Here is a 25,393-nt window from a genome sequence, read left to right as displayed (position 1 = left end):
CGATCAGAAAGGAGGAGGATGAGGGCCCTGTTCGGTGCCGCGCTCGCGGCGGGTGCCCTGCTCGCGCTGGGCGCCTGCGACGCGGGAACGGCGACGCCGGCTGCCGCGACCCACCCGGCCGCCGCGGGGTCCAGCCCGGCCACCGCCCCGGCGCCCACGCACGTCACCTCCTCCCCGCAGCGGGCCGGTGGCATCGCGGACGGCAAGTCGCAGGCGTTCCTCATGTCGATCGACGTGTCGAAACGGGTGGCGCGGATCCAGCCGATGAAGATGGTCTCCTGCGTCGGCAAGGCCGACTGCACGAACGACTACGACACGGTGAACCTCGGCGGGGTCACCGAGCTACCGATCGCGGCCGGAGCCACCTTCACCACCGCGATGAACGACGACGACGAGGTCTGCGACCCGGGCGCCGAGGATCCGAGCTGCGCCCGTACCCTCGCTCAGTTCGCCGCCAAGGAGAAGGGGCAGGAGCCGAAGGTCACCCTCACCGTCCGGGGCGGCGCCGCCGTCGCGATCGACGAGATCTTCACGCCCTGAACAAGCCGGCCGGGCCGAACTCGTCGAACCGGCCGCACCAGCCGCACCGGCCGCACCAGCCGCACCAGCCGCACCGAACGAGCTTGCCCGGCTGACCACCCGCGACCAGCGGCTGGTCAGCCGGTGCGGGTGCGACTGGCCCGGACGCCACTGTCCGGACGGCCCTGGCAATCGCCCCCCCGACAGCCCGCACGATGAGGACAGGATCCGGGACGCAGACCGGCGCGACAGGCTCCGGTCGGCGAAGGAGCTGCTCATGGCCGAGAAGACCGCCCGCAAAGCCGACGTTCTACAGGTACTCCGGACTCGAGGACTACAGAGCCGGGCTGACTGGTTCGACCGCCAGCTACCCGACGACATCGACATCCTGCGCAACCGCAGTCTGCTGTCGACGCTCGGCATCGACCCCGCCACCCTTGCCGAGGCTGCCCCCGCGGCATCCGGACCGGAGGCGACGGGCCCGCCGATGAAGGCGTGACCGGTCGCGGCCCCAACCCGCGATCTTCGAATGGGCCGGTAGTCCCCTCGCCCGCCGCCTCGCCCGCCGCCTCGCCCGCCGCCTCGCCCGGCCGCTGTGCTCGGCCGGCCGAGGCCGGATGCGCGGACGGGATCGGGAGCTGATCGATGAGCACGGCGGCTGCCACCGCCGGCACTCAAGCCGCGAGGAGGTAGGTGACGGCGTCGCCGGCGGTGTAGTTCTGGCCGTCCGGTGTGCGGGACAGCAGGTCGCGTACTCCGGTGAAGTCGCTCCCGGTCGTGACGATGGGTGGTTCGGTGTATCCGTCGGGTCGCCGCTGGGGCAGACCGGCGGTGGCCAGCAGCGCGTTGCACAGGCAGCGACGTCCGACGGTGTTCGCCTCCCGGCCGCCGCGGCGCTCGACGTACATCGTGATCGGCTCGGAGGGGCAGCGGTAGCCGATGCTGCCGTCAGGTCGGCAATAGGCCATGCGGAGCACCCCGAGATCGCACAGGCGGGGCCGGTCGGCGTAGACCTGTTCGTCGGAGAGTGTGCCGGGCAGGTCGGCAACCTTGAAAGGGAACCCGGTGGGTGAGGCCCGTCCGTCGGTGCGGACCGTCACCTGTCCGGCCGCCGCTTGTGCGAGAAGTTCCTGTTTGCAGTCCGGAGCCATCCCGGATTCGCGGCACAGCGCGAAGATGGTGCCGGCCTGGATGCCGTGCGCGCCGGCGGCAACGGCATCGGCCAGCCCTTGCGGCGTCGCGTAGCCGCCGGCCATCCAGTAGGGCAGGCCGAGCCGGGTCAGCTGGTGTGGTGCGACGATGTCCCGCTGGTCGTAGATCGGCTGCCCGGTGGCGTCCAGACGGCGCGGGCCCCGCGGCGGCGCGTTGTGCCCACCGGCCGGTTGACCTTCGACGATCAACCCGTCGGGGCGGGTGACCGGGTCGGCGGCAAGGGCTTCCGCAAGCTCGACCGAGGCGACTATCGCTTCCAAGCGCGGGCGGCGCAACGGTGGCAGCGGCGGGCCGAAGAGTTCACCCGGATCGAAGGTGACCGCGAAGTCACCTTCGGCCGAGGTGGCGCCTTGCACCCGGATCGGCAGGGTGACCGGCTCGTGGCCGGCCAGCCGGTCGAGCAGTGCCGGCATCTCGGCCGGGCTGCCCGCGCCCATCAGGACGTGGTCGACGCCGGCGAGCATGGCTCCGTAGCAGGCGTACGGGATCGGCAGTTCGATCTTGCGTAGATAGTTGATGCCCACCTCACCGTCATGCCCCTCCTTGGCCAGGTACACCTCGACGAAGTTCGCCGCGACGGTCAGCTCCCGCAACGCCCGGGCCGGGCTCAGCGTGAACCGGGGCACCGGCCGGAACGGCGCCGCGTCAGGTTTACCACCGGAGCAGTAGTACGCGGCCAGGATCCGCTCGGCGACACCCTCTACCGGAAAGTGAGCCAGCGCCCGGCGCACGTGCCCTCCGGGATCCCCGAGTTGAAGCCGGCGCGTGCAGACGATCTCCAGGGCGGTGCCCGAGACGACGCCGAGCTGCCCCGTCCGGGACACCGCCCGGGCCAGTGGCCAGCCGGAGATCGCGACGCCCATGCCCCCCTGGATGATGCGCGGCAGATTCGTATCCGTGGTGTTCATCGTCGTCCTCCTCAGCGGAAGCGACTTGCGAAGCGGCGCCGTGCAGTGCCGCCTGGCGCGGCTCGGCAGCACAGAACGGACTCGATGTTCAGACACGGTAGCTTGACCCTACTGATCGGTTGATGGGTCGAAGGCCTCTAATCCTGGCCGGCCGTCGTACGGCCGACCACGCCGCATGAGGCCATCCGGCCGCCGACGGTGCCGGCGCGTCGCCGCGCCGGCCGGGCGCGGACCTGCCGGGAGGGCTTGCGGTGCCTCGGCAGTCGCGCCGCCGCGGGTCGGCGGTCAGAGTCCGCCGGCCTGTTTCCGCCAGGTTCTTCCATGACGTGCAGCGGGGCGGGAGATGCCCATCCGGCGGTACGGCGCAGGGTGAACAGCGGCGCGATCGTGACCACAGCCGGTCCGGGGGTCGACTCCCGCGACGCCGCACCCGGCAGGGCAACCCGAGGTCAGGGCCAACGCCCCTGGACGTTGTTGCCGGGGCCATCGGGCTGGTTGTCCAACCGGCCGAGCTGATCGGCGCGCTGCCGTCGGCGTCCGCGCTCGCGGTGGCAGGCGTGGCGACGAAGATCGCCACGGGTTGGTACGCCGGCGCACCCGACCGGCGGCGGCGAGCAGGGACGCGGCGATCGAGGCGCGGTAGCCGGCGGCGCAGTGCACCCAGACTTCACCGGCGGGCAGCTCGTCGAGGCGGTGCGGCAGCTCGAGGAGGCTGACGTGCCGGCCTGGTACGGCGTGTTACGGCGCAGAATGCGGGCCGGCAGCCGTCGTTCCCGTGACGTACAGGCGTAGGTTCGGTCTCATGCGCGCTGCAGACGTGTCCACCCGGATGGACACCGTGACCGAGAAGACCCCGGCCCGTGACGCCGCCCGGCTGCTGGCCGCCCAGGATCTATCCGGCCTGGTCGTGACCGACGACAAGGGACGGCCGGTCACCGTGCTGGCCGGCACCCAGGTGCTGCGCATGGCGCTGCCGTCGTACTGCCAGGAAGATCCCGCTCTCGCACGGGTGATCGGCGAGGCCGACGCGGACGTCATCCTGGCCGGCATCGGCGAGCGCACGGTCGCCGACCTGCTCCCCCGACACCGGCCGGAACTGCCCGCCGTCAGCGCCGACGCCACCCTGCTGGAGGTCGCCGCGGTGATGGCCCGCTCCAACGTGCCGCTGGTCGCCGTCGTCGACAAGACAAAGGTGATGACCGGCGTGATCACCCTCGACGGGCTGCTGGACCGGATTCTCGGCACCTGACCAGGGCAAACGTCCGCCACCGCAGGGCGAATGCCAGCGAGCATTCTTGCCACGCCGGTGCGGAGGGCCCCGGACCGGTCGGATGCGGGTCGGATCAATGAGCCTCTTCCTCCTGGAGCGGGCTCTCGGTGCACTGTCAGAAGGCGAAGAACCGCAACCAGAGGTACGGCACGGTGATCACCGCGACGATCAGCTCGTACTCGGTGAACCCCAGAATGTGATCTTGTGACCGGCGCGACTGGCGATACCGAGCACCACGACGTTCGCCGAAGCGCCCACGGCGGTGGCGTTGCCGCCGAAGTCGGCGCCGACAGCCAGCGCCCGCCACAGCCCGTCGAAGACCTGCCCGGGCTGTGGCGGTGCACCGTGGTGGCCGGACCCGCTGATGTTCGCCTCACCGCCGGCCGATCGCCGGTCAGCCCACCACGGCGGCGCGGGCGACGGCGACCGGCGCCAGATCGCGGACCACGGCCTCGTGACCGTCGCCGATCTCCCAGCCGATGTCGGCGAGCACGACGATCGCGTGTCCGGTCCGGGCGACCGCGACATAGCTGGTCTGCACTCGGTTGTCGCCCTCGTAGCCGACGGTTTCGCGCACGCTCAGCAGCAGCGAGTGCCGGCCGGCGATGCCGGTGCCGACCACCTGCCAGGTGCGGCCGGTGTCGGTGCAGCCGGAGCAGCGGGTCACCGCCCGGGTCAGCTCACGCAGGTACTGGGCCGCACCGCCGCCGCGGTAGACGGCGACGTACTCCAGTAACACGGTGGGTCGCACGTCACCGACCGGGTAGACCGCCTCGACAGCGCGGTCCGCGCCACGCAGAGCGGCGCTGCGGTACAGGGCGCACGGTTGCGGCGGGCGCAGCCAGGGACGCAGATCGTCGGCGGCCGGCATGGTCTCGACGCCGCCCAGGTCCGCCGGCTGCAGCATGGCCTCGTCGGGGACGGAGATCACGGATGGCGCGCCCGTCCCGGGCGCCGCCGCAGCCGGGGTCGCCATCGCGAGGGACGGGAGCCCCAGGCACAGCGCCAGTACCGCGCCGATGCCCAGTCGCAGGCCGCGCATGCGGGGTGCGCTTTCATGTGGGTCGTCACTACGCTGGTGGAACACGGCTCACCTCCGGTTTCTCCACGGTGTGCCGGTGCCGGCCGGACGACGGAGATGGCGCCGCGCGCCACGCGGACTCCGGCCCGCACCTATGGCACTCTTCGATCCTCACCGTCTCCCGCTACTCGCCGCGCACGGTAGGGCCCACCGGCCTCTTCCGGCTCGCCGCCGTCTCGCCGACACACGAGCATCCGACCGCCGCCGGCATCCGCACGGCGACGGACGGCGCGGCCACGGGTCATCCGACCAGGAAGACCGGGCAGTACGCCCGCTGCGGCAGCAGATGCACGGCCGGCCCGAGCAGGGTCCGATCGAGCAGGTTGCGCCGCTGGCGGGAGATCACCACGGCCGCCGCCCGCCCGGATTCCTGGATCAGTGCGGTGACCGGGTCCCCGACGAGGATCCGGTGGTGCACTCGTACGCCGTCCCTGGTCTCGAGGCGGCGCGCCAGGTCCATCCGGTCGCCGACGACGTGCAGCAGGTTGACGTCGCAGCCGCGGGCCCGGGCTTCGGCGTACGCGAACTCCGCCGCGGCTTGTGCCGTCGCCGAACCGTCGACCGCGGCCACCAGCGGCTTGCGGCCGAACTCGGGGCCGGCCGGCCAGCCCGGCATCCGGACCACGAGGACCGGCCCGCAGTGCCGCCGGGCGACCTGGTCGGCGACGCTGCGTCCCAGCGCGGTGCTGGTGGCGCCGTGCCGGTGACCGACCACCAGCAGGCCGGCCTCGGCGGCCGCGGCCATCAGCAGCCGCGCCGGGTGGGTTCCGACGGCCAGACTGCTGGTCACCGAGACAGCGGGAGCGCTGGCGTGCACCCGGTCGGTGAGCCGCTGCAGGAGGGTCTCCGCCGCCTCGTCGGCTTCGCCGCGCCGGATCGTCATCAGGTGCAGGGACCAACCGTGCAACTCGGCCTCGATCGCCGCGTGGTCGACGGCGACGCAACTGATCGGGCTGTCGTCGACGCCGACCAGGACCGTGCCGGTGGTGGCGGCCGGGCGGACCGGGGTGGTTGCCGGGGCCCGGGTGGGCACGACGGCGTACGGGTCGGGGTAGCTCTCCGTGGCCAGATAACGGTTGATCATCTCGCCGAACCGGTTCGAGGTTCCCGAGTCGATGGTGCTCATGGCGACACCTCCCGGCAATGCCGGAGACGCCGGCTCCGCCGCCGGCGTCTCCATGTCTCTATGCCAGCACGGCCGTGTTCCGCGGGGCAGAGCCGTTGGACCCGTCCACCTCGGGCAGGCGTACGCCGGCCACGCCGGGGACGGTGCGGGCCAGTAGCGCGACGACCGTACGCTGCTGCTCGTTCGGGAATCCGCCGGTGACGGTGACGACGCCGGCGTCGGCGGTGACCGCCCAGCGGCCGCGCCGGCCGGCGTACTCGTCCACGCGGCGCTGCACGTCCTCGGCGAGCAGGCTGTCGTCGCGGACCATCGCCTTGAGGATGTCCCGCCGGCTGACGATGCCGATGATCTCGCCGTCCTCCAGTACGGGCAGGCTGCGTACGTCATGGTCGAGCATCACCTGCGCGACGTCGGCCACGTCCGCGCCCGGTGTGGTGGTGACCGGATACTCCGACATCACCTCACCCACGATGCCGGGGCGACGCCCCGGTTCAGCGATGGTGTCGGCATGCCCGTCCGGACCGGCCAGCGGTTCGGCGGCGACGCGATGCCAGAGCAGGTCGCTCTCGCCGACCATGCCGACCAGACGGCAGTGGGCGTCGACCACGGGCAGCGCGGTGACGGCATGGGTGGTCATCAGGTCGGCGGCGGTTTCCACCGGCGCGTCGTGCCAGACGACGTGAACAGCCTTGGTCATGATGCCGCGGACTCGCATGATGATCCCTCCTTGTCCGGGCCGCGGTGGCGCAACCACGCGCGGTACAACTCGTCGACGCCCCACACCACCAGCGGGAACGGGGCGATGAACAGCAGTTCGGCGCCGCCGAGAGCGGCCGTGCCGAACAGGGGCTGCAGAGGTGCCAGGTAGATCAGGGCGGCGGCGAAGACGATCTCGAACACGATGCCGCCGAGCAGCAGGCGGTTGCTGAACACGCCGATCGCGCGCAGCGGCGCGTAGTCGGTGCGGGCGGCGAACGCCGTACCGATCTGGCACGCGACGATCCCGGCGAAGGTCATCGTCGTGGCCTTGGCCTGCGCCGGGCCGGCCAGCACGCTGCCGGGATGCCATCCCGAGCGCCACAGGGTCCAGAAGAACCCGGCGGTGACCAGGATCGCCGAGGTGACGCCGAGCAGGCCCCAGGCCCGCCAGAGCAGGCGCCGGTCGATCACCCCGCTCTTCGGTGACCGGGGCGGCCGGTCCATCAGGCCGGGTTCGGCGCGTTCGCGGCCGAGCGCGAGCGCCGGCAGGGTCTCGGTGCCCAGGTCGATGGCGAGGATCTGCAGCACGGTCAGGGGCAACGGCACGGCCCCGCCGGACAGGGCGAAGATCAGGAACGGCACGACCTCGGGTACGGCGTGGGCAAAGATGTAAAGAACAAATTTGCGTACGTTGTCGAACACGCGCCGCCCGGCCTCGACCGCCCGCACGATCGTGGCGAAGTTGTCGTCGGTGAGGACCATGGTCGCCGCCTCGCGGGCCACGTCGGTGCCGGAGCGGCCCATCGCCACCCCGATGTCGGCGCGGCGCAGCGCCGGGGCGTCGTTGACGCCGTCACCGGTCATCGCCACGATGTGGCCCTGGGAGCGCAGCGCCTCGCAGATGCGCAGTTTGCCCTCGGGCGACGATCGGGCGAAGACGATCTCCTGTCCGTCGCCGAGCAGCCGGTCCAGCTCGGCGTCGCCCATCGCGTCCAGTTCGGCCCCGGTGACCACCTGCTGGTGGCCGTCGCCGATGCCGACCTGGCCGGCGATCGTCGCCGCGGTCGTCCCGTAGTCGCCGGTGATGACGTGCACCCGGACCCCGGCCCGGTGTGCGGCGGCGACCGCGGCGGGCACCGCCTCGCGCGGCGGGTCGAGCATCGCGATCAGGCCGAGCAGGGTCAACCCGGTCTCGGCCCGGTCGCGGTCGGCGGTCAGTACATCGCTGCCCGCGACGCGTTCGGCGACGGCCAGCACGCGCAGGCCGGTCCGGGCGTACCGGTCGACGGCGGCGGTGACCTCGTCGCGCTGCGCGTCGGTGAGGTCGGCGGGCCGCCCGGAGCTGTCGAGGATCCGCGTGCACAGCGGCATCACCGCCTCCGGCGCGCCCTTGGCGTGCAGGCGGCCACCGGTCACCGTGGACATGCGCTTGGTACGCGGGTCGAAGGCGTACAGGGTGGTGCGGGCAGCATCGCGTTCGGTCGATCGCACCGGAACCCCGAGTGCGGACGCCAGGTGGATCAGGGCGAGTTCGGTCGGGTCGCCGCTGTCGGCCGGCGCGCCGTCACCGGCCGGGTGGGCGGTGGTGCAGGTGGCCGCCGCGATCGCCAGGGCGCGGGCCGGTCCGTCACCGGCCGCGGTGCTCGCGTCGCGCTCGCCACCGGCCAGCCACAGCCGGGTGACCCGCATCCGGTTCTCGGTCAGCGTGCCGGTCTTGTCGGTGCAGATCACCGTGGTCGAGCCGAGGGTCTCCACCGCGGACAGCCGCTTGACCACCGCGCCGGCCCGCGCCAGTTCGCGTACCCCCGCGGCGAGCGCGAGGGTGATGGTGGGCAGCAGACCCTCCGGGACGTTCGCGACGATCAGGCCGATCGCGAAGCTGATCGCGGCCGCCCAGCCCAGCCCGGCGAGCACGCCGATGGGCAGGAACGCGATCCCGGCCGCGACCGCCGCGGCCGCGATGATCCAGGTGGCCCGGCGGACCTGCCGCTCCAGCGGGCTGGGCTCGAGGTGACCGCGCTGCGAGAGCGCGGCGATGCGCCCGATCTCGGTGTGCATGCCGGTGTGGGTGACCACCGCATGCCCCTGCCCAGCTGTGCACGAGGTGCCGCTGAACACCAGTTCCCGGGCCTCCAGCAGCGGGCCTGGGACCGGTTCGGAGTCGGCGGCCCGGATGGCGGGCACGGACTCGCCGTTGAGCGCGGAGAGGTCGACCGCGACGGATCCGTCGATCAGCCGTGCGTCGGCGCAGATCCGATCGCCTTCGGCGACCTCGATGACATCACCGGGTACGAGGTCACGGGCCGGCGCCTCGACCAGCACGCCGTCGCGCAGCACCCGCGCCGACTGCGGCAGGAACGCGGCCAGTGCCTCCACCGCCCGTTCGGCCTGCTGCTCCTGGACGAACGCGAACCCGGCGTTGAGCAGGATCACGGCGATCACCGCGGCGGCCAGCGCGGGAGTGTGCCCGGCCCAGGCCAGCACCGCGGCGACCATCAGCAGCACCGCCAGTGGCTGGGTGAACTGGGCGAGCAGCTGACGCGGCCAGTTGCGGGTGTGCCGCCGCGACAGCTCGTTGGGTCCGTACACCGTGAGCCGGCGGGCCGCCTCGCGAGAGCGCAGGCCAGTGGGTCCGGAACGCAGGTGCCGGAAGAGTTCGGTCGGCGGCTGTCGCTCGTCGACCTCGGCCGGAGCCGTCGTCGTCTGAGCCATACCTCCCAGCGTCCGCTCCCGACAGTGGCCACAGTCAGGGTCGTTCGGCCCTGACCGGCAGGCCCGGGTCAGCAAGACGATCGATGGTGACGAACACGCGGAGGAGGCACCATGGGCGCCCCGAGCATCACGGCCGGCACCGACGGCACCGCTGCCGGCACCGCCGCCGTCCGGTGGGCCGCGCGCGAGGCCGTACGCCGGAATCTGCTGTTACGCATCGTCCACGTCCTCCAGTGGGACTGGGCGGTCAGCCGCTACGACTTCGCGGGTGAGCACTTCCGCATGGCCCGGGAAGGTGCCCAGACCGTGGTCCGCGACGCTGTCCGTCAGGCCGCCGAAGCCGCGCCGGGCCTGATGGCGGCCGAGGCGCAGGTCCGGATCGGCCGCCCCATGACGCAACTGCTCAACGCGTCGGTCGGCGCGGCCGGCCTCGTGGTCGGTACCCGAGCCCACGGCGGTCTCTCGGAGCGGCTGCTGGGCTCGTCCGCCCGGCGCATCGCCGCCCACGCCCACTGCCCGGTGGTCGTCGTCCGTGGTCGCGCCGACCCTGGTGCCGGACCGGTCGCTACCGGGGTGGACGACTCCGCGTGCGACGACGCCGTTCTGGACGCCGCTTTCGCCACGGCCGCCGGACGCGACGCGAGCCTGGTGGTGGTCCGCTCGTATGCCCCGACGCCGGCCACCGAACAGGTGACGGCCGACCCCGAGGCCGCCCACCGCGATCGGCTGGCCGAGCAGCTCGCACCCTGGCAGAACAAGTATCCGCAGGTGGCTGTGGAGACCCTGGTCTCGGCGGAGAGCACGGCCGCGACCCTGACCGAGATCTCGCACGGCACTCAGCTGATCGTGGCCGGCCACCACGGCCACGGCCTGATCAGCGGAAACCTGTTCAACGCCACCACCGGCCACCTGCTGCAGCACAGCGACTGCCCGGTGCTCGTCGTCAGCGCCTAGAGGTTCTGTCCCGCCGGACAGAACCTCTGGGCGCCGCGGGTCGAGCCGCGACCGGAGTGATCGTCAGCCGGGCAGGCGCACCGGCCGGTGCGTGATCTGTTCGATGTCGGCGGCCGTCACGTCCAGCAACTGGTAGGCGAGATCGGCCAGCGCCCGCGCGGTGGCGAGCTCGTCCCCGATCTCCGGCACCTCGAGATCCCGGGGGGCCCGGTTGGCGCTGCCCTCCCCATGGATCTGCGGCCTCGCCTCGGTCCGCAACACGGCGACGGCACGGGTACGACGTTCGTCCTCGTGCTCGTCGATGGTGATCTCGACCGTCCAGGTCTTCGTGTGAATCATCGTCCACTCCCCTCACGGTCCCGTTTCCTGCCAGCGAACCCGTTCCGGGCACGCCCGCACAGTGCTGTTCGTCCCGTCGTGGGGTCCCGGCTGTCCACCGCGGCCCGTCCGGGTCCTTCGGCCCTGCGCAGTCGGGTCCACCAGCCCAGGTGACCAAGAACCGGGGCGGCGAATAGTCGATCCATAGAGCACCGTCTAAAGGAGGAGATCATGACTGCCACCGGCCGTGACGCGGCCACCTCGCTCGAGAGGGCCCCGGCGCCCGGCTCGATGCTCACCACCACCGCGGCTCGCAGCCTCGCCGTTCTGCGCATCGCCACCGGATTCGTGTTCCTGTGGGCCTTCCTCGACAAGACCTTCGGGTGGGGTTACGCCACCCCGTCCGAGAAATCCTGGATCAACGGCGGCTCGCCGACCAAGGGCTTCCTCTCCGGCGTCGACGTCGGACCGTTCCAGGGCTTCTTCAACGACATCGCCGGGAAGGGCTGGGCCGACTGGCTGTTCATGCTCGGCCTGCTGGGCATCGGTGTCGCGCTGATCCTCGGCATCGGCATGCGCATCGCCGCGACCGCGGCCACCGCGATGATGCTGCTGATGTGGTTCGCCGAGTTCCCGCCGGCCAAGACCAGCGGCTCGGGCGAGGCGACCCACTCCACCAACCCGATCGTCGACTACCACATCGTGTACGCCCTCGGCGCGATCGTCACCGCCCTGACCTACGCGGGTCACACCTGGGGCCTGGGTCGCTGGTGGGCGCAGCTCCCGCTGGTCCAGCGCAACCGCTGGCTGATCTGACCCTCGCGCCGCGCGACGGCGAACAGCGCAATCGGCCGGCCGCTGCCGCGGCCGGCCCGCTCCACGCGTTCGTGCGGCGCGGGCACGATCAATGAAGCAGCAGCACGATCATCAACTGGGCGATGAGAATCTTCAGGACCATGGCGACCGGGAACACCGTCGAGTACGCCAGCGCCGGCAACTCGTTGCGGGCGCGGTCCTCCGCGAAGGTGAGCACCGCCGGGTTGGTGTCGATGCCGGCCATCACACCCATCAGCCACGAGACGGGCATGCGCAGGAGTCGCCCGGCGGCGATGCAGGCGACGGCGGTGCCGGCCGCGACGAGCCCGCCGGCCGCGATCGTCTTCCACGCGTCCCCGCCGGCGAACCCGTGCACGAGCGCACCGCCGGACTTCAGCCCGACCCCGGCGAAGAACAGCGCGACGCCGACCTGACGGAGCACCAGCATCGTGGACCGCGGCTGGTGCCACGTGATCGGGCCGGTCCGGCCGAGGCGGCCCAGGATCAGGCCCACGATGAGCGGCCCCGCGGCCAGGCCGAGGCGCAGGCCGGCACCGCCGCCGAGCGGCACCGAGACCGTACCGAGGAGGAGCCCCAGGGCCAGGCCCAGGGTGAGGCCGGTGAAGTCGACGCGGGTCAGCGACTGGTCGGAGTCCCCGAGCATGGCCGTCACGTCGGGCATGCGGTCGCGTGACGTGACGACGCGGACGCGGTCACCCGGAAGCAGCCGGGTGGCCGGGGTCGCCAGCAGGTCCTGATCACCACGCCGTACGCGGGTGATGATCGCGTGATGCAGGTGCGGCAGATCCAGGTCGGCGAGCGCGGTGCCGACGACCTCGGGGTTGGAGACGGTGATGCGCCGGAAGTCGAGACTGTTGCGGTCGAGTGACAGCACCGGCCAGACCTTCTCGCCCAGGCGTGCGACGAGGTCCCTGGTCGCGTCGGTGGTGCCGACCATCGACAGCAGGTCGCCCTCCCGCAGGGTGGTCATCGTCGGGACCAGGTGCGTGTGGTCGCCGCGCTGCAGCCGGACCAGCAACACCTCGCCGTGCCGGGCCAGCTCGTCGTTGAGTTCCCGGACGTCGGTTCCGGCACCCCGGGTGACCCGCACCGCTCGTTCGACGAGTCGTCGGGGTGCGGCGGCCAGGTCCGTGTTCTCGGCGGCTTCACGCCCGAAGTCGACCCGGACGATCACCATGTACGTGACGAGCGCCCCGATCATGGCGACGACGCCGTACCCGTAGGTCAGGCTCATGCCGACCGCCGCGTCGCCGGCGAGGGCCCCGGCGTGGGCCGGGTCGACGGCGCGCAGCGCCTCCTGGGCGCCCCCGAGCGCCGGCGCGTTGACCAGTGCACCGGCGAACACACCGGCGGCCGTGGCCGGACCGAGGTGGAGCGCCGCCGCGGCCCCGGCCGCGGTCAGTGCCGCAACGGCCAGGACCGCGACGACGAGGAGGTTGTCGAGCAGGCCGCGCCGGCGCAGGGCGGTGACGAAGCCGGCCCCGCCGGCCAGCCCGATCAGGTAGACGAACAGGGCCAGCCCGAACTGGTCGGCGAAGTCCGGCAGCCGCAGCCGCTCGTCGAGGGCGCCGAGGCCGAGCCCGACGAAGAAGACGGCCGCGACACCCAGCGCGACGCCACGGACCCGGAGACTCCCGAGCAGGTGCCCGAGACCCAGGACGACCGCGCACAGCAGTACGGCGTTGCCCGCCAGCAGGTTGATCGGCGACAAACTCACCCTCGATATGATGCGCGGCCCGCGCAGGTCAGCGGGCGGAGACGGAAACGGCCGGGGCCACGCGAACAGCGTGACCCGTATTCGTGGTCTCAGCGGGGGTCGCCCGGCGGCACGTCCGGGTAGGCGTACAACTCGGCCAGCCGTCCCCGGGCGGCCTGCAGCCGGTCGGCGAGCACGGTCAGGAACCGGCTGTTGAGGTCGCGGCCCATCTCCGGGTCCTCGGCGATCAGGTCGCGGATCCGGGCGGCGCTGAACTCGATGGCGTGCATGTCCTCGGCGACCAGGGCACCGAACCGCCAGCGGTACGGGGCGATCAGCCAGGACCAGCCGAGCACCGAACCGTGGCGCAGTCGTTCGATGACGATGTCGCCGCGCCCGGGGACGGGAAGGTCGAGGACCACCGCCCCGGAGTTGATCAGCCAGAACCTGGTCGCCGGGTCGCCGGTGGAGAACAGCCGGGTCCGGCTGGCGTGGAACACCGGCCGGCCGTGGGCGGCCCAGCGGCTCAACCATTCGGCGGGCACGTCCGCCGCGAAGTCGTGCATCACGAGCTGGTCGAAAATGCTCAGGGACGTCATGACGCATCTCCTGGTGGTGCGGTTCGTCGCGGTCGTTCCGACGCTATGCCCGGCCTGACGTGACCGGACAGGACCGGGGGACCTGGCGATCAGGACCTCTGACCCGGGCCCGGGACAACCCGAGAACAAAGGCCTGCCGTACGGGTGCGAAGGGCCCGGGTGGATCGCCGGCAGCGCGCCTACCGTGGCGGATGCATGGCGATCACGGTCCGTGCCTCACCAGCGATCGGAGGTGCGTATGACCACCCCGCCTCTGAAGCGACGACTGCTCGCCGAGTTCCTCGGCACTTCGGCGTTGCTGACCGCGGTCGTCGGTGTCAGCGCCATGGCGGCCACCCTGTCCCCGCACGATGCCGGGTTGCGGCTGCTGGAGAACTCCAGCACGGTCGCCCTCGCCCTCGCCGCTGTCATCGTCGCCCTCGGCCCCGTCTCCGGTGCGCACTTCAACCCGGTGGTGTCCGCCGCCGACTGGTTCCTCGGCCGCCGCACCGGCACCGGGCTCACCACCGCGGAACTGGCCGGATACATCGCCGCCCAGCTCGCCGGTGCCGCGGCCGGAACGGTTCTCGGAAATCTGATGACCGGCCGGCCCGCGGTGACGATCGCCGGCACCGCCCGTACCGGTGGGCATCTGCTGCTCAGCGAGGTGGTCGCCACCGCCGGCCTGCTGGTGCTGATCGCCGCGCTGGTGCGCACCGGGCGCGGCGCCGCCGGCCCGGCTGCCGTGGGCGCGTACATCGGCGCCGCCTGCTGGTTCACGTCGTCGTCGTGCTTCGCCAATCCCGCCGTCACGCTGGGCCGGATGCTGACCGGCACCGAGTCCGGCATCGCCCCCGCTTCCGTTCCGGCGTTCCTGCTGGCGCAGGTGGCGGGTCTGGCCGTCGCCTGTCTGCTGATCCCGGCGCTGTACCCGCAGCCCGGCGCTGTAGCCACGACGGCTTCCGCCGATGCCGTGGTCAGCGCACCGGCGCCCGCTCGCTCGGCCCCGGCTGCGGATCGGCCCGGACCAGGCCGGGCATGCGCGCCCGGTCAGCCGATCAGGGGCAGGGTCATGAGGTACGCGACGAGCAGGAACGACGCCTCGGCCCGGGTGACCCGGTAACGGCGGTACAGCACCAGCCACGCCAGCAGACTGACCGCGACCATCGCGGCGAGTACGGGGTAGCCCAGGCGGGTCGGCTCGCCCCGTCCGGCCAGCCCGACGAGCGCACCACCGGCGACGCTGTTGAACAGGTTGCTGCCCAGCAGGTTGCCCACCAGCAGGTCTCCGTCTCCCCGGCGCTGGGCCTGAACGGCGGTGAACAACTCGGGCAGCGAGGTGCCGAGCGCGACGACGGTGAAGCCGATGACCGTGGGCGACACACCGAGGTGTCCCGCGACGTCGGCGCCGCCGGTGGTGAGCAGCTGGGCCCCGACGAGCGTGGCGACGAGTCCGAGGACGGTCCGCACGCTTTCGATCGAGGTGCGCACCGGCTTTTCCGCCATCTCCCGGAACGAGCTGACCTCGCCCGGCAACGGATCGCCGGACTCCACGCGGGCGTTGCGCAGCAGCAGAACAGTCGCCGCGGCGGTGGCGAACGCGAGGACGGCACCGGCAACCCGGCCGAGCCCGGCGGCTGCGGCGACGGCGAAGAGCAGGACGCCCGCGACCATGAGCGGTGCCTCCCGCCGGGGCACCGACGAGCCCACGATGACGGGTGCGATGAGACCGGCGATGCCGAGGATCAACGTCAAGTTGAGGATGTTCGAGCCGACGAGGTTGCCCAGCGCGATGCCGGCGTCGCCCCGTGCCGCCGCGATGGTCGACACGACGAACTCCGGCGCGCTGGTGCCGATTCCGATGATCACGACACCGACGACGATCGGTGAGACGCCGAAGCGGCGGGCCAGGCGTCCGGCCCCGGCGACGAGTTGATCGGCGCCGGCGGTGAGGATCACGAGCCCGGCGACGACCGCCGGCAAGGGCCACAGCATGGTGCTTCTCCTGCCTGGTAGGACAGCATGAACTGCCGCCGACCAGCCTTCCCGGCACACCGCCTCCACAATAGAACCGCGACACCATCGGCCGCTGCCGGGGCCCGCCGGTGAGTACCGGGAAGGACCTTCAGGGAGCAGCCGCCGGAAGCCGGACGGTGAAGGTGGCCCCCTGACCGGGCGCGCCGACGGCTTCGATCGTGCCGCCGTGCCCGGTGATCACCTCGCGGGCCAGGGCGAGGCCGAGCCCGAAGCGGCGCCGTCATCTGGTGGCGCCAGCGGGAGACCGCGACGGGTACGGCCCTGTTCCGGGGTCGGACCCTGCTGGCTCCCCGGTCCCGGGCGGTCACCGCGATCGTGACCGTGGCGGCCGTCGCGACGGCGGCCGCCGGCGTCTACGGCATCTACCGGATCGGTGACAGCGGCGCGGAAGCCACGTGGACCGGCAGCGTGAGCGACACCTGACCCGGCCCTTCGGCCCGTTGCTTCCGGGACCTGTGGCCGGCGCTGCCCCGGCGCGATCATGGGTGAATAGAGGTATGGAAACCCGTTCGCAGGTCCCCGCGCAGCCCAGGCGTTACGCCACCCCGACCGGCGAGCCGTGCCCGTACTCCGTGCGCGCCGACGGCGCCGTCGAGGGGGACGGCGCCTGCCGGGGCTGCGGGAACTGTCTGCTGGGGGCCGGGTGGGAGATCGACGAGCGGCCTCCCGAGGTCACTGGGTCGTGACGCTCAGGCCCCGGCTGGTGAAGTGCTCGGCCGCGGCGGCCAACTGCGCCGCGGTCGGCGGGAGAGTACCGGTCAGCGGGTAACGCAGGCCCAGCTCGCGGTACTTGGCGACGCCCAGCCGGTGGTAGCCGAGGATGTCCACCTGCTCCACGACGTCACCCCAGTCGGCGGCGATCTCGGCAACGCCGTCGACGTTGGCCGGGTCGTCGGTGAGGCCGGGGACGAGAACGAACCGGATCCGCATGCGGTTGCCGCGCTCGGCCAGCCGGTGTCCGAATGCGATCGTCGGGCGCAGGTCGACCCCGGTGACCCGGCGGTAGGTTGCCGGGTCGCTGGACTTGACGTCGAGCAGGACCAGGTCGGTGTCGTCGAGCAGCCGGTCGGTGGCGCGGGCGCCGAGGTAGCCGGAGGTGTCCAGGGCGGTGTGCATGCCCTCCTGCTTGCAGCGGTGCAGGTACGCCTCCACGAAGTGCTCCTGCAGCAGCGGCTCCCCGCCGGAGACCGTCACCCCGCCGCCGGACGCCTGGATGAACGCCTTGAACGTCAGCATCTTGGCCACGAGCGCGTCGAGGGTGACGTGCTGCCCGTTGCGCCCTTCCCAGGTGTCCGGGTTGTGGCAGTAGAGGCAGCGCAGGTGACAGCCGGCCAGGAACGTGACGAACCGGGTGCCGGGGCCGTCCGCGGCGGTCACCACGTCCCACGAGTGCATCGAGGCGACGAGGTCCCCGGGGTGCGTCCCGGCCGGGGCGATGCCCAGGTCGGGACGCTGCAGGTGAAGGCCGTTCACAGGGCACCGTGGAAGGTGCGGGAGATGACGTCGAGCTGCTGTTCCCGGGTGAGCCGGACGAAGTTGACCGCGTATCCGGAGACCCGGATGGTCAGCTGCGGGTAGTTCTCCGGGTGGGCCATCGCGTCCTCGAGGGTGGCCCGGTCGAGCACGTTGACGTTCATGTGGAAGCCGTCGACGCGGGTGTAGCCGTCGAGCACCCCGACCAGGTTGCGCACCTGCTCGTCACGGCGGTTGCCGAGGCCGTTCGGGGTGACCGTGGTGGTCAGCGAGATGCCGTCCTGAGCGTGCTCGTACGGCAGTTTCGCCACCGACAGTGCCGCCGCCACCATGCCGTGCTTGTCGCGTCCGTTCATCGGGTTGGCGCCCGGTGCGAACGGCGCTCCGGCGCGGCGGCCGTCCGGGGTGTTGCCGGTGTGCTTGCCGTAGACCACGTTGGACGTGATCGTCAGCACCGACTGGGTGTGCACCGCGCCGCGGTAGGTCGGGTGCTTGCGGATCTTCGCCATGAACGTCTCGACGAGGTCCCGCGCGATGTCGTCGGCCCGGTCGTCGTTGTTGCCGTAGGCCGGGAACTCGCCCTCCACCACGTAGTCGACGACCAGGCCACGGTCGTCGCGGACCGGCCGTACCGTCGCGTGTTTGATCGCCGACAACGAGTCGGCCGCGACGGACAGCCCGGCGATGCCACAGGCCATGGTGCGCAGGATGTCGGTGTCGTGCAGGGCCATCTCGATCCGCTCGTAGGCGTACCGGTCGTGCATGTAGTGGATGATGTTCAGCGCGTTCACGTACGTGCCGGCCAGCCACTCCATCATCGTGTCGAACCGCTGGGCGACCTGCTCGTAGTCGAGCACCTCACCGTCGAGCGCAGGCAGCGCCGGGCCGACCTGGGCGCCGGAGATCTCGTCACGGCCGCCGTTGATCGCGTACAGCAAGGTCTTGGCGAGGTTGACCCTGGCCCCGAAGAACTGCATCTGCTTGCCGACCTCCATGGCCGACACGCAGCACGCGATCGCGGTGTCGTCGCCGAAGCGCGGGCGCATCAGATCGTCCGACTCGTACTGGATGGCACTGGTGTCGATGGAGACCTGGGCGCAGAAGTCCTTGAAGCCCTGCGGCAGCCGCGACGACCAGAAGACGGTCAGGTTCGGCTCGGGCGCCGGGCCCAGGTTGTAGAGGGTCTGCAGGTAGCGGAAGCTGGTCCGGGTCACCAGCGGTCGGCCGTCGGTGCCGATGCCGCCGATCGACTCGGTCACCCAGGTCGGGTCGCCGGAGAACAGCTCGTCGTACTCCGGGGTGCGCAGGAACCGCACGATCCGCAGCTTGATCACGAAGTCGTCGACCAGCTCCTGCGCCTCACGCTCGGTGAGCCGGCCCTCGTCCAGGTCGCGCTGCAGGTAGATGTCGATGAAGGTGGAGGTGCGGCCGAGCGACATCGCGGCGCCGTTCTGCTCCTTGACCGCGGCCAGGTAGGCGAAGTAGAGCCACTGGATCGCCTCGCGCCCGGTCCTCGCCGGCCCGGAGATGTCGTAGCCGTAACCGGCGGCCATCTCCTTCAGCTCGCCCAGGGCGCGGATCTGCTCGGCGAGCTCCTCCCGGCGGCGGATCACGTCCTCGGTCATCGCGCCGGTCGCACAGGCCGCCAGGTCCGCCTTCTTGGCCGCGATCAGCGCGTCGACGCCGTAGAGGGCGACGCGCCGGTAGTCGCCGATGATCCGGCCCCGGCCGTACGCGTCGGGCAGTCCCGTGATGATGTGCGACTTGCGCGCCGCGAGGATCCCCGGGGTGTACGCGTCGAACACGCCCGCGTTGTGGGTCTTGCGGTACCGGGTGAAGATCTCCGCGACCCGCGGGTCGGGCGTGTAGCCGTACGCCTTCAGCCCGCCCTCGACCATGCGCCAGCCGCCGTTCGGGATGATCGCGCGGCGCAGCGGGGCGTCGGTCTGCAGGCCCACGATCAGCTCGTGCGGCTCGTCGATGTAGCCCGGCTTGTGGCTGGTGATGGTCGACGGGGTGATCGCGTCGACGTCGTAGATGCCGCGTTCGCGCTCCTCGGGGAACATCGCCGTCAGCCGGGCCCAGATGCCGGTGGTCCGCTCGGTCGGCCCGGTCAGGAACGACGCGTCCCCGGTGTACGGGACGTAGTTGGCCTGGATGAAATCGCGCACGGCCACACCCGTGCGCCAGTCGTCACCGGCGAACCCCCGCCACGGTTCCAAGCCGGTGGTGGCAGCGTCGAGAACGGTCGCGCTCATCTCAGTCCCCCAGGTCGTTCGTCTCATCCTTGTCGGATTTGAGCTCACTCACAGATTGCGCGTGCCCGAGCCCGGGGGTCAGGTGCTTCGGCACGGACTGCACGGGACCTTCGGCCCGTTTTCCACGTCCCTGGCCGGCGCAGATGGAGAGGCCCGGCGCCGTGGCGCGACTCGCGGGGTGTGCATGGACCAGCTCGATTCCCGGATCACGCAGGCCGTCCGCAGTCGGCCGCGCAGCGCGGGCTCCGTCATCGCGTCCCGGCGGCCACCGCGATCAGGACCACCGTGTCACCAGAATTCTGCCCCGCCCTGAGCCGCCCCCTGAGGCGGCTCACCAACCGCACGACGGGAATCATCCCGCATCGCCACCGCCGGCGTTCGTGGCATCGACCGCCGGCAGCCAGGTCCAAGGTCCCGTGCCGGAAATGTCACTGCAAAGCATCATCATCACCCCGGCGGCAGGCCCTCGCTTCCGATGCCGATGATCGTCAAACCTGCAGTTCAGAGGCCCAAAAGGACGTCGGACGGGCTGCCTGTCACCCTCCTCCGCTCATTCGCGGACACCTCTCCCCCGGTGTCTTTGGTCCCGACGAACTCGGGACCACGTCCCCCTGATCTTGAGCAGGGGGACGACCAGGCTGTGGGGCGGATGAAGGGGGCCTCCGTGGCTGAACAATTCGCGCCGCTGCTCGCTGCTCGCCGTTTCCTGACCCGGGAGACCGTCGGCGATCACGGTCGCACGGTGCACCAGGTCTCCGACGGCGACTGGGAGTCGTTCTACCGCGACCGGTGGAAGTACGACAAGGTCGTCCGCTCCACGCACGGCGTGAACTGCACCGGATCGTGCTCGTGGAACGTGTTCGTCCGCGACGGGCTGATCACCTGGGAGCACCAGGCCACCGACTATCCGACGACCGGCCCGGACGCGCCGGACTACGAGCCGCGCGGTTGCCCCCGCGGTGCCTCGTTCTCCTGGTACGAGTACTCGCCGTCGCGCGTGCGTCACCCGTACCTCCGCGGCACTCTGGCCGAGATGTTCCGGGAGGCGCGGCAGCGCCTGGGTGACCCGGTGCTCGCGTGGGCCGAGATCGTGGAGACGCCGCTGAAGGCACGCGCCTACAAGTCGCAGCGTGGGCGCGGCGGTTTCGTGCGGGCGAGCTGGGACGAGGCGATCGAGATCGCGGCGGCCGCGCACGTCTACACCACGAAGACCTACGGGCCGGACCGGGTGGTCGGCTTCTCGCCGATCCCGGCCATGTCGATGGCCTCGTTCGCGGCCGGGACCAGGTATCACGCGCTGCTCGGGGGGACGCTGCTGAGCTTCTACGACTGGTACGCGGACCTGCCGATCGCCTCCCCGCAGATCTGGGGCGACCAGACCGACGTGCCCGAGGCCGGCGACTGGTGGAACTCCACCTACCTGATGATGTGGGGCTCGAACATCCCGGTGACCCGCACGCCGGACGCGCACTTCCTGGCCGAGGCCCGTTACAAGGGCACGAAGGTGGTCGCGGTCAGCCCCGACTACGCCGACAACGTGAAGTTCGCCGACGACTGGCTGGCGCCGCACCCGGGCACCGACGGCGCGCTGGCGATGGCGATGGGTCACGTGATCCTCACGGAGTTCTTCGTCGAGCGGCAGGTCCCCTACTTCCAGGACTACGTGCGCAAGTTCACCGACCTGCCGTTCTTGGTGACGATCGAGGACGGCAAGGCCGGTCGCTTCCTCACCGCCGCCGACCTGGGCCAGGAGCAGGGCGAGCACAAGCCGGTGCTGATCGACCAGCGCAACGGGGAGATCGTCGTCCCGAACGGCACCCTCGGTTTCCGGTACGGCGAACCGGGCCGCTGGAATCTCGACCTCGGCGACGTCGTGCCGGCGTTGGGAGTGGCCGGCGGTGAGACGGCCGAGCTCGACCTGGCGCGCTTCGACGTCGGCGACACCGAGGGAGGTGCCACGATCCGCCGGGCCGTCCCGGCGCTGCGCGTCGGCGAGCGTCTCGTCACCACGGTTTACGAGCTCCTTCTGGCCCAGTACGGCGTGGGTGACGACGAGGGCCCGAACACGCCCGCATGGCAGGAGCGGATCACCGGTGTCCCGGCCGCGGTCGCCACCCGCATCGCCCGCGAGTTCGCCCGCAACGCCGAGCGCAGCCGCGGCCGGTCGATGATCGTGCTGGGCGCCGGCGCGAACCAGTGGTTCCACTCGGACATGACCTACCGCGCGTTCATCTCGCTGGTCACGCTCACCGGCTGCCAGGGCGTGAACGGTGGCGGCTGGGCGCACTACGTCGGTCAGGAGAAGGCGCGCCCGGTCACCGGGCAGCAGCACCTGAGCTTCGCGTTCGACTGGCAGCGGCCGATGCGGCACCAGGCGGCCACCCCGTTCTGGTACCTGCACACCGACCAGTGGCGCTACGAGCGGGTGCCGGCCGACGAGCTGGCCTCGCCGCTGGGCACCGGCCGGTTCAAGGGGATGACGTTCGCCGACACGGTCGCCGCCGCGCAGCGGATGGGTTGGAGCCCGGGTCATCCGTTCTTCAACCGCAACCCGCTCGACCTCGCGGATGACGCCGCTGCCGCCGGCAAGCCGGTCCCGGAGTACGTCGTCGACGGGCTGCGGGACGGGACGCTGAAGCCCGTCGCCGAGGACCCCGACGACCCGGCGAACTTCCCGCGCTGCCTGACGCTGTGGCGGGCCAACCTGCTCGGATCCTCCGGTAAGGGCAACGAGTACTTCATGCGGCACCTGCTCGGCGTGGAGGGCTCGGCCACCGCGACCGAGTGCGGGCCCGGGGAACGGCCGCGGGACGTGACCTGGCGGGACGAGGCACCGGCCGGCAAGCTCGACCTGCTGACCGCGATCGACTTCCGGATGACCAACACCGGGCTGCACGCCGACCTGGTGCTGCCCGCCGCCACCTGGTACGAGAAGCACGACATCTCCACCACGGACATGCACCCGTTCGTGCACGCGTTCAGCCCGGCGGTCGAGCCGCCCGGGGACGTGCACACCGACTACGACACGTTCCTGGCGCTGGCCGACAGGGTGAGCGAGCTGGCCGTCACGCACCTCGGTACGCGTACCGACGTGCTTGCGGTTCCTCTGATGCACGACACCCCGGACGAGCTGGCGATGCCGGGCGGACGGGTCCGCGACTGGAAGCTCGGCGAGTGCGACCCCACACCGGGCCGGACGATGCCGAAGCTGGTCACGATCGAGCGGGACTACACGCAGCTCGGCCGGAAGATGCGCACGGTCGGTCCCCTGCTGGACGAGGTCGGCACCACCACCAAGGCGATCACGGTCGACGTGAACCCGGAGATCGCCTACCTGAAGCACCGGAACGGGGTGATCGACGGCCGACCGTCGATCGCCACCGCCGACCGGATGTGCGAGGCGATCCTCGCGCTGTCGGGCACGACGAACGGGCGCATCGCCCACGCCGGCTTCACCGAGCTGGAGAAACGAACGGGTCAGCCCTTCACCGACCTGATCGAGGGACACGAGAAGGACCTCATCACGTACGCGGACACGCAGGACCGTCCGCAGCCGGTGTTCACCAGCCCGGAGTGGTCCGGCTCGGAGAAGGGCGGCCGCCGCTACTCCCCGTTCACACTGAACGTGGAACGCCTCAAGCCGTGGCACACGATCACCGGCCGGCAGCACTTCTTCGTCGAGCACGACTGGGTCGCCGAACTCGGCGAGCAGCTCCCCGGGTTCCGGCCGCCGCTGAACATGGCCCGGCACTTCGGCAAGCCCGGGGACGCGGTCGACGGCGGGCTCACGGTCCGGTTCCTGACCCCGCACGCCAAGTGGTCGATCCACTCGATGTACCACGACAACGAGCTGATGCTGGCGCTGTCCCGCGGCGGCCCGGTGATCTGGATGAGCGTCCCGGACGCGCAGAAGATCGGCGTCCGCGACAACGACTGGATCGAGGCGCACAACCGCAACGGCGTCGTCGTCGCCCGCGCGGTGGTCAGCCACCGGATGCCCGAGGGCACGGTCTTCCAGTACCACTCGCCGGAACGCACGGTGAACGTCCCCAAGGCCGAGAAGTCGAAGAAGCGCGGCGGTTACCACAACTCGATGACCCGGCTGCTGATCAAGCCCACACATCTGGCCGGCGGGCACGCGCAGCTCACGTACGCCTTCAACTACTACGGCCCGATCGGCAGCCAGCGCGACGAGATCACCGTGATCCGCCGCCGTACCCAGGAAGTGGAGTTCTGATGCGGATCCGCGCGCAGATGGCGATGGTGATGAACCTCGACAAGTGCATCGGCTGCCACACCTGCTCGGTCACGTGCAAGCAGACGTGGACCAACCGCGAGGGCACCGAGTACGTCTGGTTCAACAACGTCGAGACCAAGCCCGGCATCGGCTACCCGAAGTTCTACGAGGACCAGGAACGCTGGAAGGGCGGCTGGAAACTCGACCGCAAGGGACGGCTGGTCCTGCGCGGCGGCAGCCGGCTCAAGCGGCTCGGCAGTATCTTCGCCAACCCGGACCTGCCGTCGATCGACGACTACTACGAGCCGGCCACGTTCGACAAGGACATCCTGGTCAACGCACCCGGTGGGCTGGCCGACACCCCGGTCAAGCAACCCTACTCGAAGCTGACCGGTGAGCCGATGGCGATCACCTGGGGCGCGAACTGGGAGGACTCGCTGGGCGGCCCGTCCGCGCAGGACGACCCGAACCTCGCCAAGATGGGCGAGACGGTCAAGTTCGAGTTCGAGAAGACGTTCCTGTTCCACCTGCCGCGCATCTGCGAACACTGCCTGAACCCGGCGTGCGTGTCGGCGTGCCCGTCCGGCGCGATGTACAAACGCGACGAGGACGGCATCGTGCTGGTCGACCAGGACCGGTGCCGCGGCTGGCGGATGTGCGTGTCGGCGTGCCCGTACAAGAAGGTCTACGTCAACCACGCGACCGGCAAGGCGGAGAAGTGCACGCTGTGCTTCCCGCGCATCGAGGCCGGCCAGCCGACGATCTGCTCCGAGACGTGCGTCGGCCGCCTGCGCTACCTCGGCCTGATGTGGTACGACGAGGACGCCGTCCTGGCCGCCGCCTCGGTCGAGGACGACACCGAACTGCTCGACGCGCAACGGTCGGTCTTCCTCGACCCGAACGACCCCGCGGTGCAGCAGGCCGCCCGGGACGCGGGCATGCCCGAGGACTGGATCGAGGCCGCCGCGAACTCACCGGTGTGGAAGCTGATCGGCGAGTACCGGATCGCGCTGCCGCTGCACCCGGAGTACCGCACGATGCCGATGGTCTGGTACGTGCCGCCGCTCTCCCCCGTGCTGGACGCGGTCGGTGCGGCCGGGCGGGACGACACCGATGCCGACGACGTCTTCCACACCATCAGCGACCTGCGGATCCCCCTGGAGTACCTGGCCTCGATCTTCACGGCCGGCGACACCGCGGCGACCGGGGGCGTGCTGATGAAGCTGGCCGGGATGCGGTCGTACATGCGGGCGCGGACCCTGGACGGGACGGTCGCCGAGGAGATCCTCGACCGGATCGGGATGACCGGCGAGCAGGTCGAGGCCATGTATCGGCTGCTCGCCATCGCCAAGTACGGCGAGCGGTACGTCATCCCGGTCGCGCACCGGCGTCAGGCCGCCGTGCTCGACTCGCAGATGACCGAGTGCGCGCTGGACTGCTCGGGCGGCCCCGGCATGGGACTCACGATCACGCCGGCG

The 25,393-nt window shown here is 71.3% G+C and carries 18 protein-coding genes and 2 pseudogenes; 8 read left to right on the top strand and 12 right to left on the bottom strand.

Annotated elements, in window-relative coordinates; genetic code table 11:
* Positions 1 to 18: 18 nt before the first annotated feature.
* Together ACH442_RS34940 and ACH442_RS34935 are read left to right on the top strand one after the other, a co-directional pair.
* On the top strand, positions 19 to 540 hold the full coding sequence (locus tag ACH442_RS34940; RefSeq protein WP_396342338.1) for a hypothetical protein: 522 nt from the start codon (positions 19 to 21) through the stop codon (positions 538 to 540).
* Positions 541 to 796: 256 nt separating this feature from the next.
* Positions 797 to 1,018, top strand: a complete 222-nt coding sequence (locus tag ACH442_RS34935; RefSeq protein ID WP_396342337.1) for a hypothetical protein — start codon at positions 797 to 799, stop codon at positions 1,016 to 1,018.
* A 175-nt stretch (positions 1,019 to 1,193) separates the two neighbouring features.
* On the opposite strand, the gene ACH442_RS34930 is transcribed toward ACH442_RS34935, so the two are convergent.
* A complete protein-coding gene (locus tag ACH442_RS34930) occupies positions 1,194 to 2,639 on the bottom strand; it encodes a nitronate monooxygenase (protein WP_396342336.1) in 1,446 nt (481 codons plus the stop codon).
* 802 nt (positions 2,640 to 3,441) lie between these two features.
* On the opposite strand from ACH442_RS34930, the gene ACH442_RS34925 reads away from it, so the two are divergent.
* Positions 3,442 to 3,888 (top strand): CBS domain-containing protein, encoded by a 447-nt coding sequence (locus ACH442_RS34925; protein ID WP_396342335.1) that lies wholly within the window; start codon positions 3,442 to 3,444, stop codon positions 3,886 to 3,888.
* Between the two features lie 415 nt (positions 3,889 to 4,303).
* On the opposite strand, the gene ACH442_RS34920 is transcribed toward ACH442_RS34925, so the two are convergent.
* The 4 genes from ACH442_RS34920 to ACH442_RS34905 form a co-directional block, all read right to left on the bottom strand.
* Positions 4,304 to 4,951, bottom strand: coding sequence for a hypothetical protein (locus ACH442_RS34920; protein WP_396342334.1), 648 nt, complete (start codon positions 4,949 to 4,951; stop codon positions 4,304 to 4,306).
* A gap of 280 nt (positions 4,952 to 5,231) precedes the next feature.
* The gene (locus ACH442_RS34915) at positions 5,232 to 6,116 is read right to left on the bottom strand and encodes a universal stress protein (protein ID WP_396342333.1); all 885 of its coding nucleotides are present in this window, start codon (positions 6,114 to 6,116) and stop codon (positions 5,232 to 5,234) included.
* 58 nt (positions 6,117 to 6,174) lie between these two features.
* A complete protein-coding gene (locus ACH442_RS34910) occupies positions 6,175 to 6,831 on the bottom strand; it encodes a CBS domain-containing protein (protein WP_396342332.1) in 657 nt (218 codons plus the stop codon).
* Entirely contained in the window at positions 6,810 to 9,527 is a 2,718-nt protein-coding gene (locus tag ACH442_RS34905) for a cation-translocating P-type ATPase (protein ID WP_396342331.1), read from the bottom strand. Before ACH442_RS34905 ends, ACH442_RS34910 begins: the two co-directional genes overlap by 22 nt.
* Before the next feature lie 111 nt (positions 9,528 to 9,638).
* Here ACH442_RS34905 and ACH442_RS34900 point away from each other — a divergent pair, with 111 nt between their 5' ends.
* Positions 9,639 to 10,481, top strand: coding sequence for a universal stress protein (locus ACH442_RS34900; RefSeq protein ID WP_396342330.1), 843 nt, complete (start codon positions 9,639 to 9,641; stop codon positions 10,479 to 10,481).
* A gap of 63 nt (positions 10,482 to 10,544) precedes the next feature.
* Here the strand turns inward: ACH442_RS34900 and ACH442_RS34895 are convergent, their stop codons facing one another.
* A complete protein-coding gene (locus ACH442_RS34895; RefSeq protein WP_396342329.1) occupies positions 10,545 to 10,820 on the bottom strand; it encodes a DUF1876 domain-containing protein in 276 nt (91 codons plus the stop codon).
* Positions 10,821 to 11,030: 210 nt separating this feature from the next.
* Here ACH442_RS34895 and ACH442_RS34890 point away from each other — a divergent pair, with 210 nt between their 5' ends.
* Positions 11,031 to 11,615 carry a DoxX family membrane protein gene (locus tag ACH442_RS34890; RefSeq protein ID WP_396342328.1) on the top strand — a complete coding sequence of 195 codons (585 nt, stop codon included), beginning with the start codon at positions 11,031 to 11,033 and terminating at the stop codon, positions 11,613 to 11,615.
* An 88-nt stretch (positions 11,616 to 11,703) separates the two neighbouring features.
* Here the strand turns inward: ACH442_RS34890 and ACH442_RS34885 are convergent, their stop codons facing one another.
* Together ACH442_RS34885 and ACH442_RS34880 are read right to left on the bottom strand one after the other, a co-directional pair.
* On the bottom strand, positions 11,704 to 13,353 hold the full coding sequence (locus ACH442_RS34885; protein ID WP_396342327.1) for an aspartate:alanine exchanger family transporter: 1,650 nt from the start codon (positions 13,351 to 13,353) through the stop codon (positions 11,704 to 11,706).
* An 89-nt stretch (positions 13,354 to 13,442) separates the two neighbouring features.
* Positions 13,443 to 13,931, bottom strand: coding sequence for a Crp/Fnr family transcriptional regulator (locus ACH442_RS34880; RefSeq protein WP_396342326.1), 489 nt, complete (start codon positions 13,929 to 13,931; stop codon positions 13,443 to 13,445).
* A 238-nt stretch (positions 13,932 to 14,169) separates the two neighbouring features.
* On the opposite strand from ACH442_RS34880, the gene ACH442_RS34875 reads away from it, so the two are divergent.
* Positions 14,170 to 15,033 (top strand): aquaporin, encoded by an 864-nt coding sequence (locus ACH442_RS34875; protein ID WP_396342325.1) that lies wholly within the window; start codon positions 14,170 to 14,172, stop codon positions 15,031 to 15,033.
* On the opposite strand, the gene ACH442_RS34870 is transcribed toward ACH442_RS34875, so the two are convergent.
* The 4 genes and pseudogenes from ACH442_RS34870 to pflB form a co-directional block, all read right to left on the bottom strand.
* The gene (locus ACH442_RS34870; protein ID WP_396342324.1) at positions 14,961 to 15,905 is read right to left on the bottom strand and encodes a calcium/sodium antiporter; all 945 of its coding nucleotides are present in this window, start codon (positions 15,903 to 15,905) and stop codon (positions 14,961 to 14,963) included. The two genes, ACH442_RS34875 and ACH442_RS34870, sit on opposite strands and share 73 nt — an antisense overlap.
* Positions 15,906 to 16,035: 130 nt before the next feature.
* Positions 16,036 to 16,149: pseudogene (locus ACH442_RS34865) on the bottom strand (ATP-binding protein); the annotation flags it as partial.
* A 470-nt stretch (positions 16,150 to 16,619) separates the two neighbouring features.
* Positions 16,620 to 17,420 (bottom strand): pyruvate formate-lyase-activating protein, encoded by an 801-nt coding sequence (gene pflA, locus ACH442_RS34860; protein ID WP_396342323.1) that lies wholly within the window; start codon positions 17,418 to 17,420, stop codon positions 16,620 to 16,622.
* Complete coding sequence (gene pflB, locus ACH442_RS34855; protein ID WP_396342322.1) at positions 17,417 to 19,678, bottom strand: formate C-acetyltransferase; 2,262 nt, start codon at positions 19,676 to 19,678, stop codon at positions 17,417 to 17,419. Before pflB ends, pflA begins: the two co-directional genes overlap by 4 nt.
* A gap of 649 nt (positions 19,679 to 20,327) precedes the next feature.
* On the opposite strand from pflB, the gene ACH442_RS34850 reads away from it, so the two are divergent.
* Together ACH442_RS34850 and narH are read left to right on the top strand one after the other, a co-directional pair.
* Positions 20,328 to 23,915 carry a nitrate reductase subunit alpha gene (locus tag ACH442_RS34850; protein WP_396342321.1) on the top strand — a complete coding sequence of 1,196 codons (3,588 nt, stop codon included), beginning with the start codon at positions 20,328 to 20,330 and terminating at the stop codon, positions 23,913 to 23,915.
* Positions 23,915 to 25,372, top strand: a pseudogene (narH, locus tag ACH442_RS34845) (nitrate reductase subunit beta); the annotation flags it as partial. The gene ACH442_RS34850 and the pseudogene narH, both read left to right, overlap by 1 nt.
* Between the last annotated feature and the right edge of the window lie 21 nt (positions 25,373 to 25,393).

It is taken from the genome of Actinoplanes sp. NPDC020271 (assembly GCF_044388125.1).
In the GTDB taxonomy this organism is placed as follows: Bacteria; Actinomycetota; Actinomycetes; order Mycobacteriales; family Micromonosporaceae; genus Actinoplanes.
This window is presented reverse-complemented; position numbering and strand designations above follow the sequence as displayed.

Coding starts and splice junctions, on each gene's coding strand:
- ACH442_RS34915 (WP_396342333.1), bottom strand. CDS start 6,116: ATGAGCACCATCGACTCGGGAACCTCGAACCGGTTCGGCGAGATGATC.
- ACH442_RS34925 (WP_396342335.1), top strand. CDS start 3,442: ATGCGCGCTGCAGACGTGTCCACCCGGATGGACACCGTGACCGAGAAG.
- ACH442_RS34935 (WP_396342337.1), top strand. CDS start 797: ATGGCCGAGAAGACCGCCCGCAAAGCCGACGTTCTACAGGTACTCCGG.
- ACH442_RS34910 (WP_396342332.1), bottom strand. CDS start 6,831: ATGCGAGTCCGCGGCATCATGACCAAGGCTGTTCACGTCGTCTGGCAC.
- ACH442_RS34905 (WP_396342331.1), bottom strand. CDS start 9,527: ATGGCTCAGACGACGACGGCTCCGGCCGAGGTCGACGAGCGACAGCCG.
- ACH442_RS34890 (WP_396342328.1), top strand. CDS start 11,031: ATGACTGCCACCGGCCGTGACGCGGCCACCTCGCTCGAGAGGGCCCCG.
- ACH442_RS34930 (WP_396342336.1), bottom strand. CDS start 2,639: ATGAACACCACGGATACGAATCTGCCGCGCATCATCCAGGGGGGCATG.
- ACH442_RS34880 (WP_396342326.1), bottom strand. CDS start 13,931: ATGACGTCCCTGAGCATTTTCGACCAGCTCGTGATGCACGACTTCGCG.
- ACH442_RS34870 (WP_396342324.1), bottom strand. CDS start 15,905: ATGCTGTGGCCCTTGCCGGCGGTCGTCGCCGGGCTCGTGATCCTCACC.
- pflB (WP_396342322.1), bottom strand. CDS start 19,678: ATGAGCGCGACCGTTCTCGACGCTGCCACCACCGGCTTGGAACCGTGG.
- ACH442_RS34875 (WP_396342325.1), top strand. CDS start 14,170: ATGACCACCCCGCCTCTGAAGCGACGACTGCTCGCCGAGTTCCTCGGC.
- ACH442_RS34850 (WP_396342321.1), top strand. CDS start 20,328: ATGAAGGGGGCCTCCGTGGCTGAACAATTCGCGCCGCTGCTCGCTGCT.
- ACH442_RS34940 (WP_396342338.1), top strand. CDS start 19: ATGAGGGCCCTGTTCGGTGCCGCGCTCGCGGCGGGTGCCCTGCTCGCG.
- ACH442_RS34920 (WP_396342334.1), bottom strand. CDS start 4,951: ATGCGCGGCCTGCGACTGGGCATCGGCGCGGTACTGGCGCTGTGCCTG.
- ACH442_RS34900 (WP_396342330.1), top strand. CDS start 9,639: ATGGGCGCCCCGAGCATCACGGCCGGCACCGACGGCACCGCTGCCGGC.
- ACH442_RS34895 (WP_396342329.1), bottom strand. CDS start 10,820: ATGATTCACACGAAGACCTGGACGGTCGAGATCACCATCGACGAGCAC.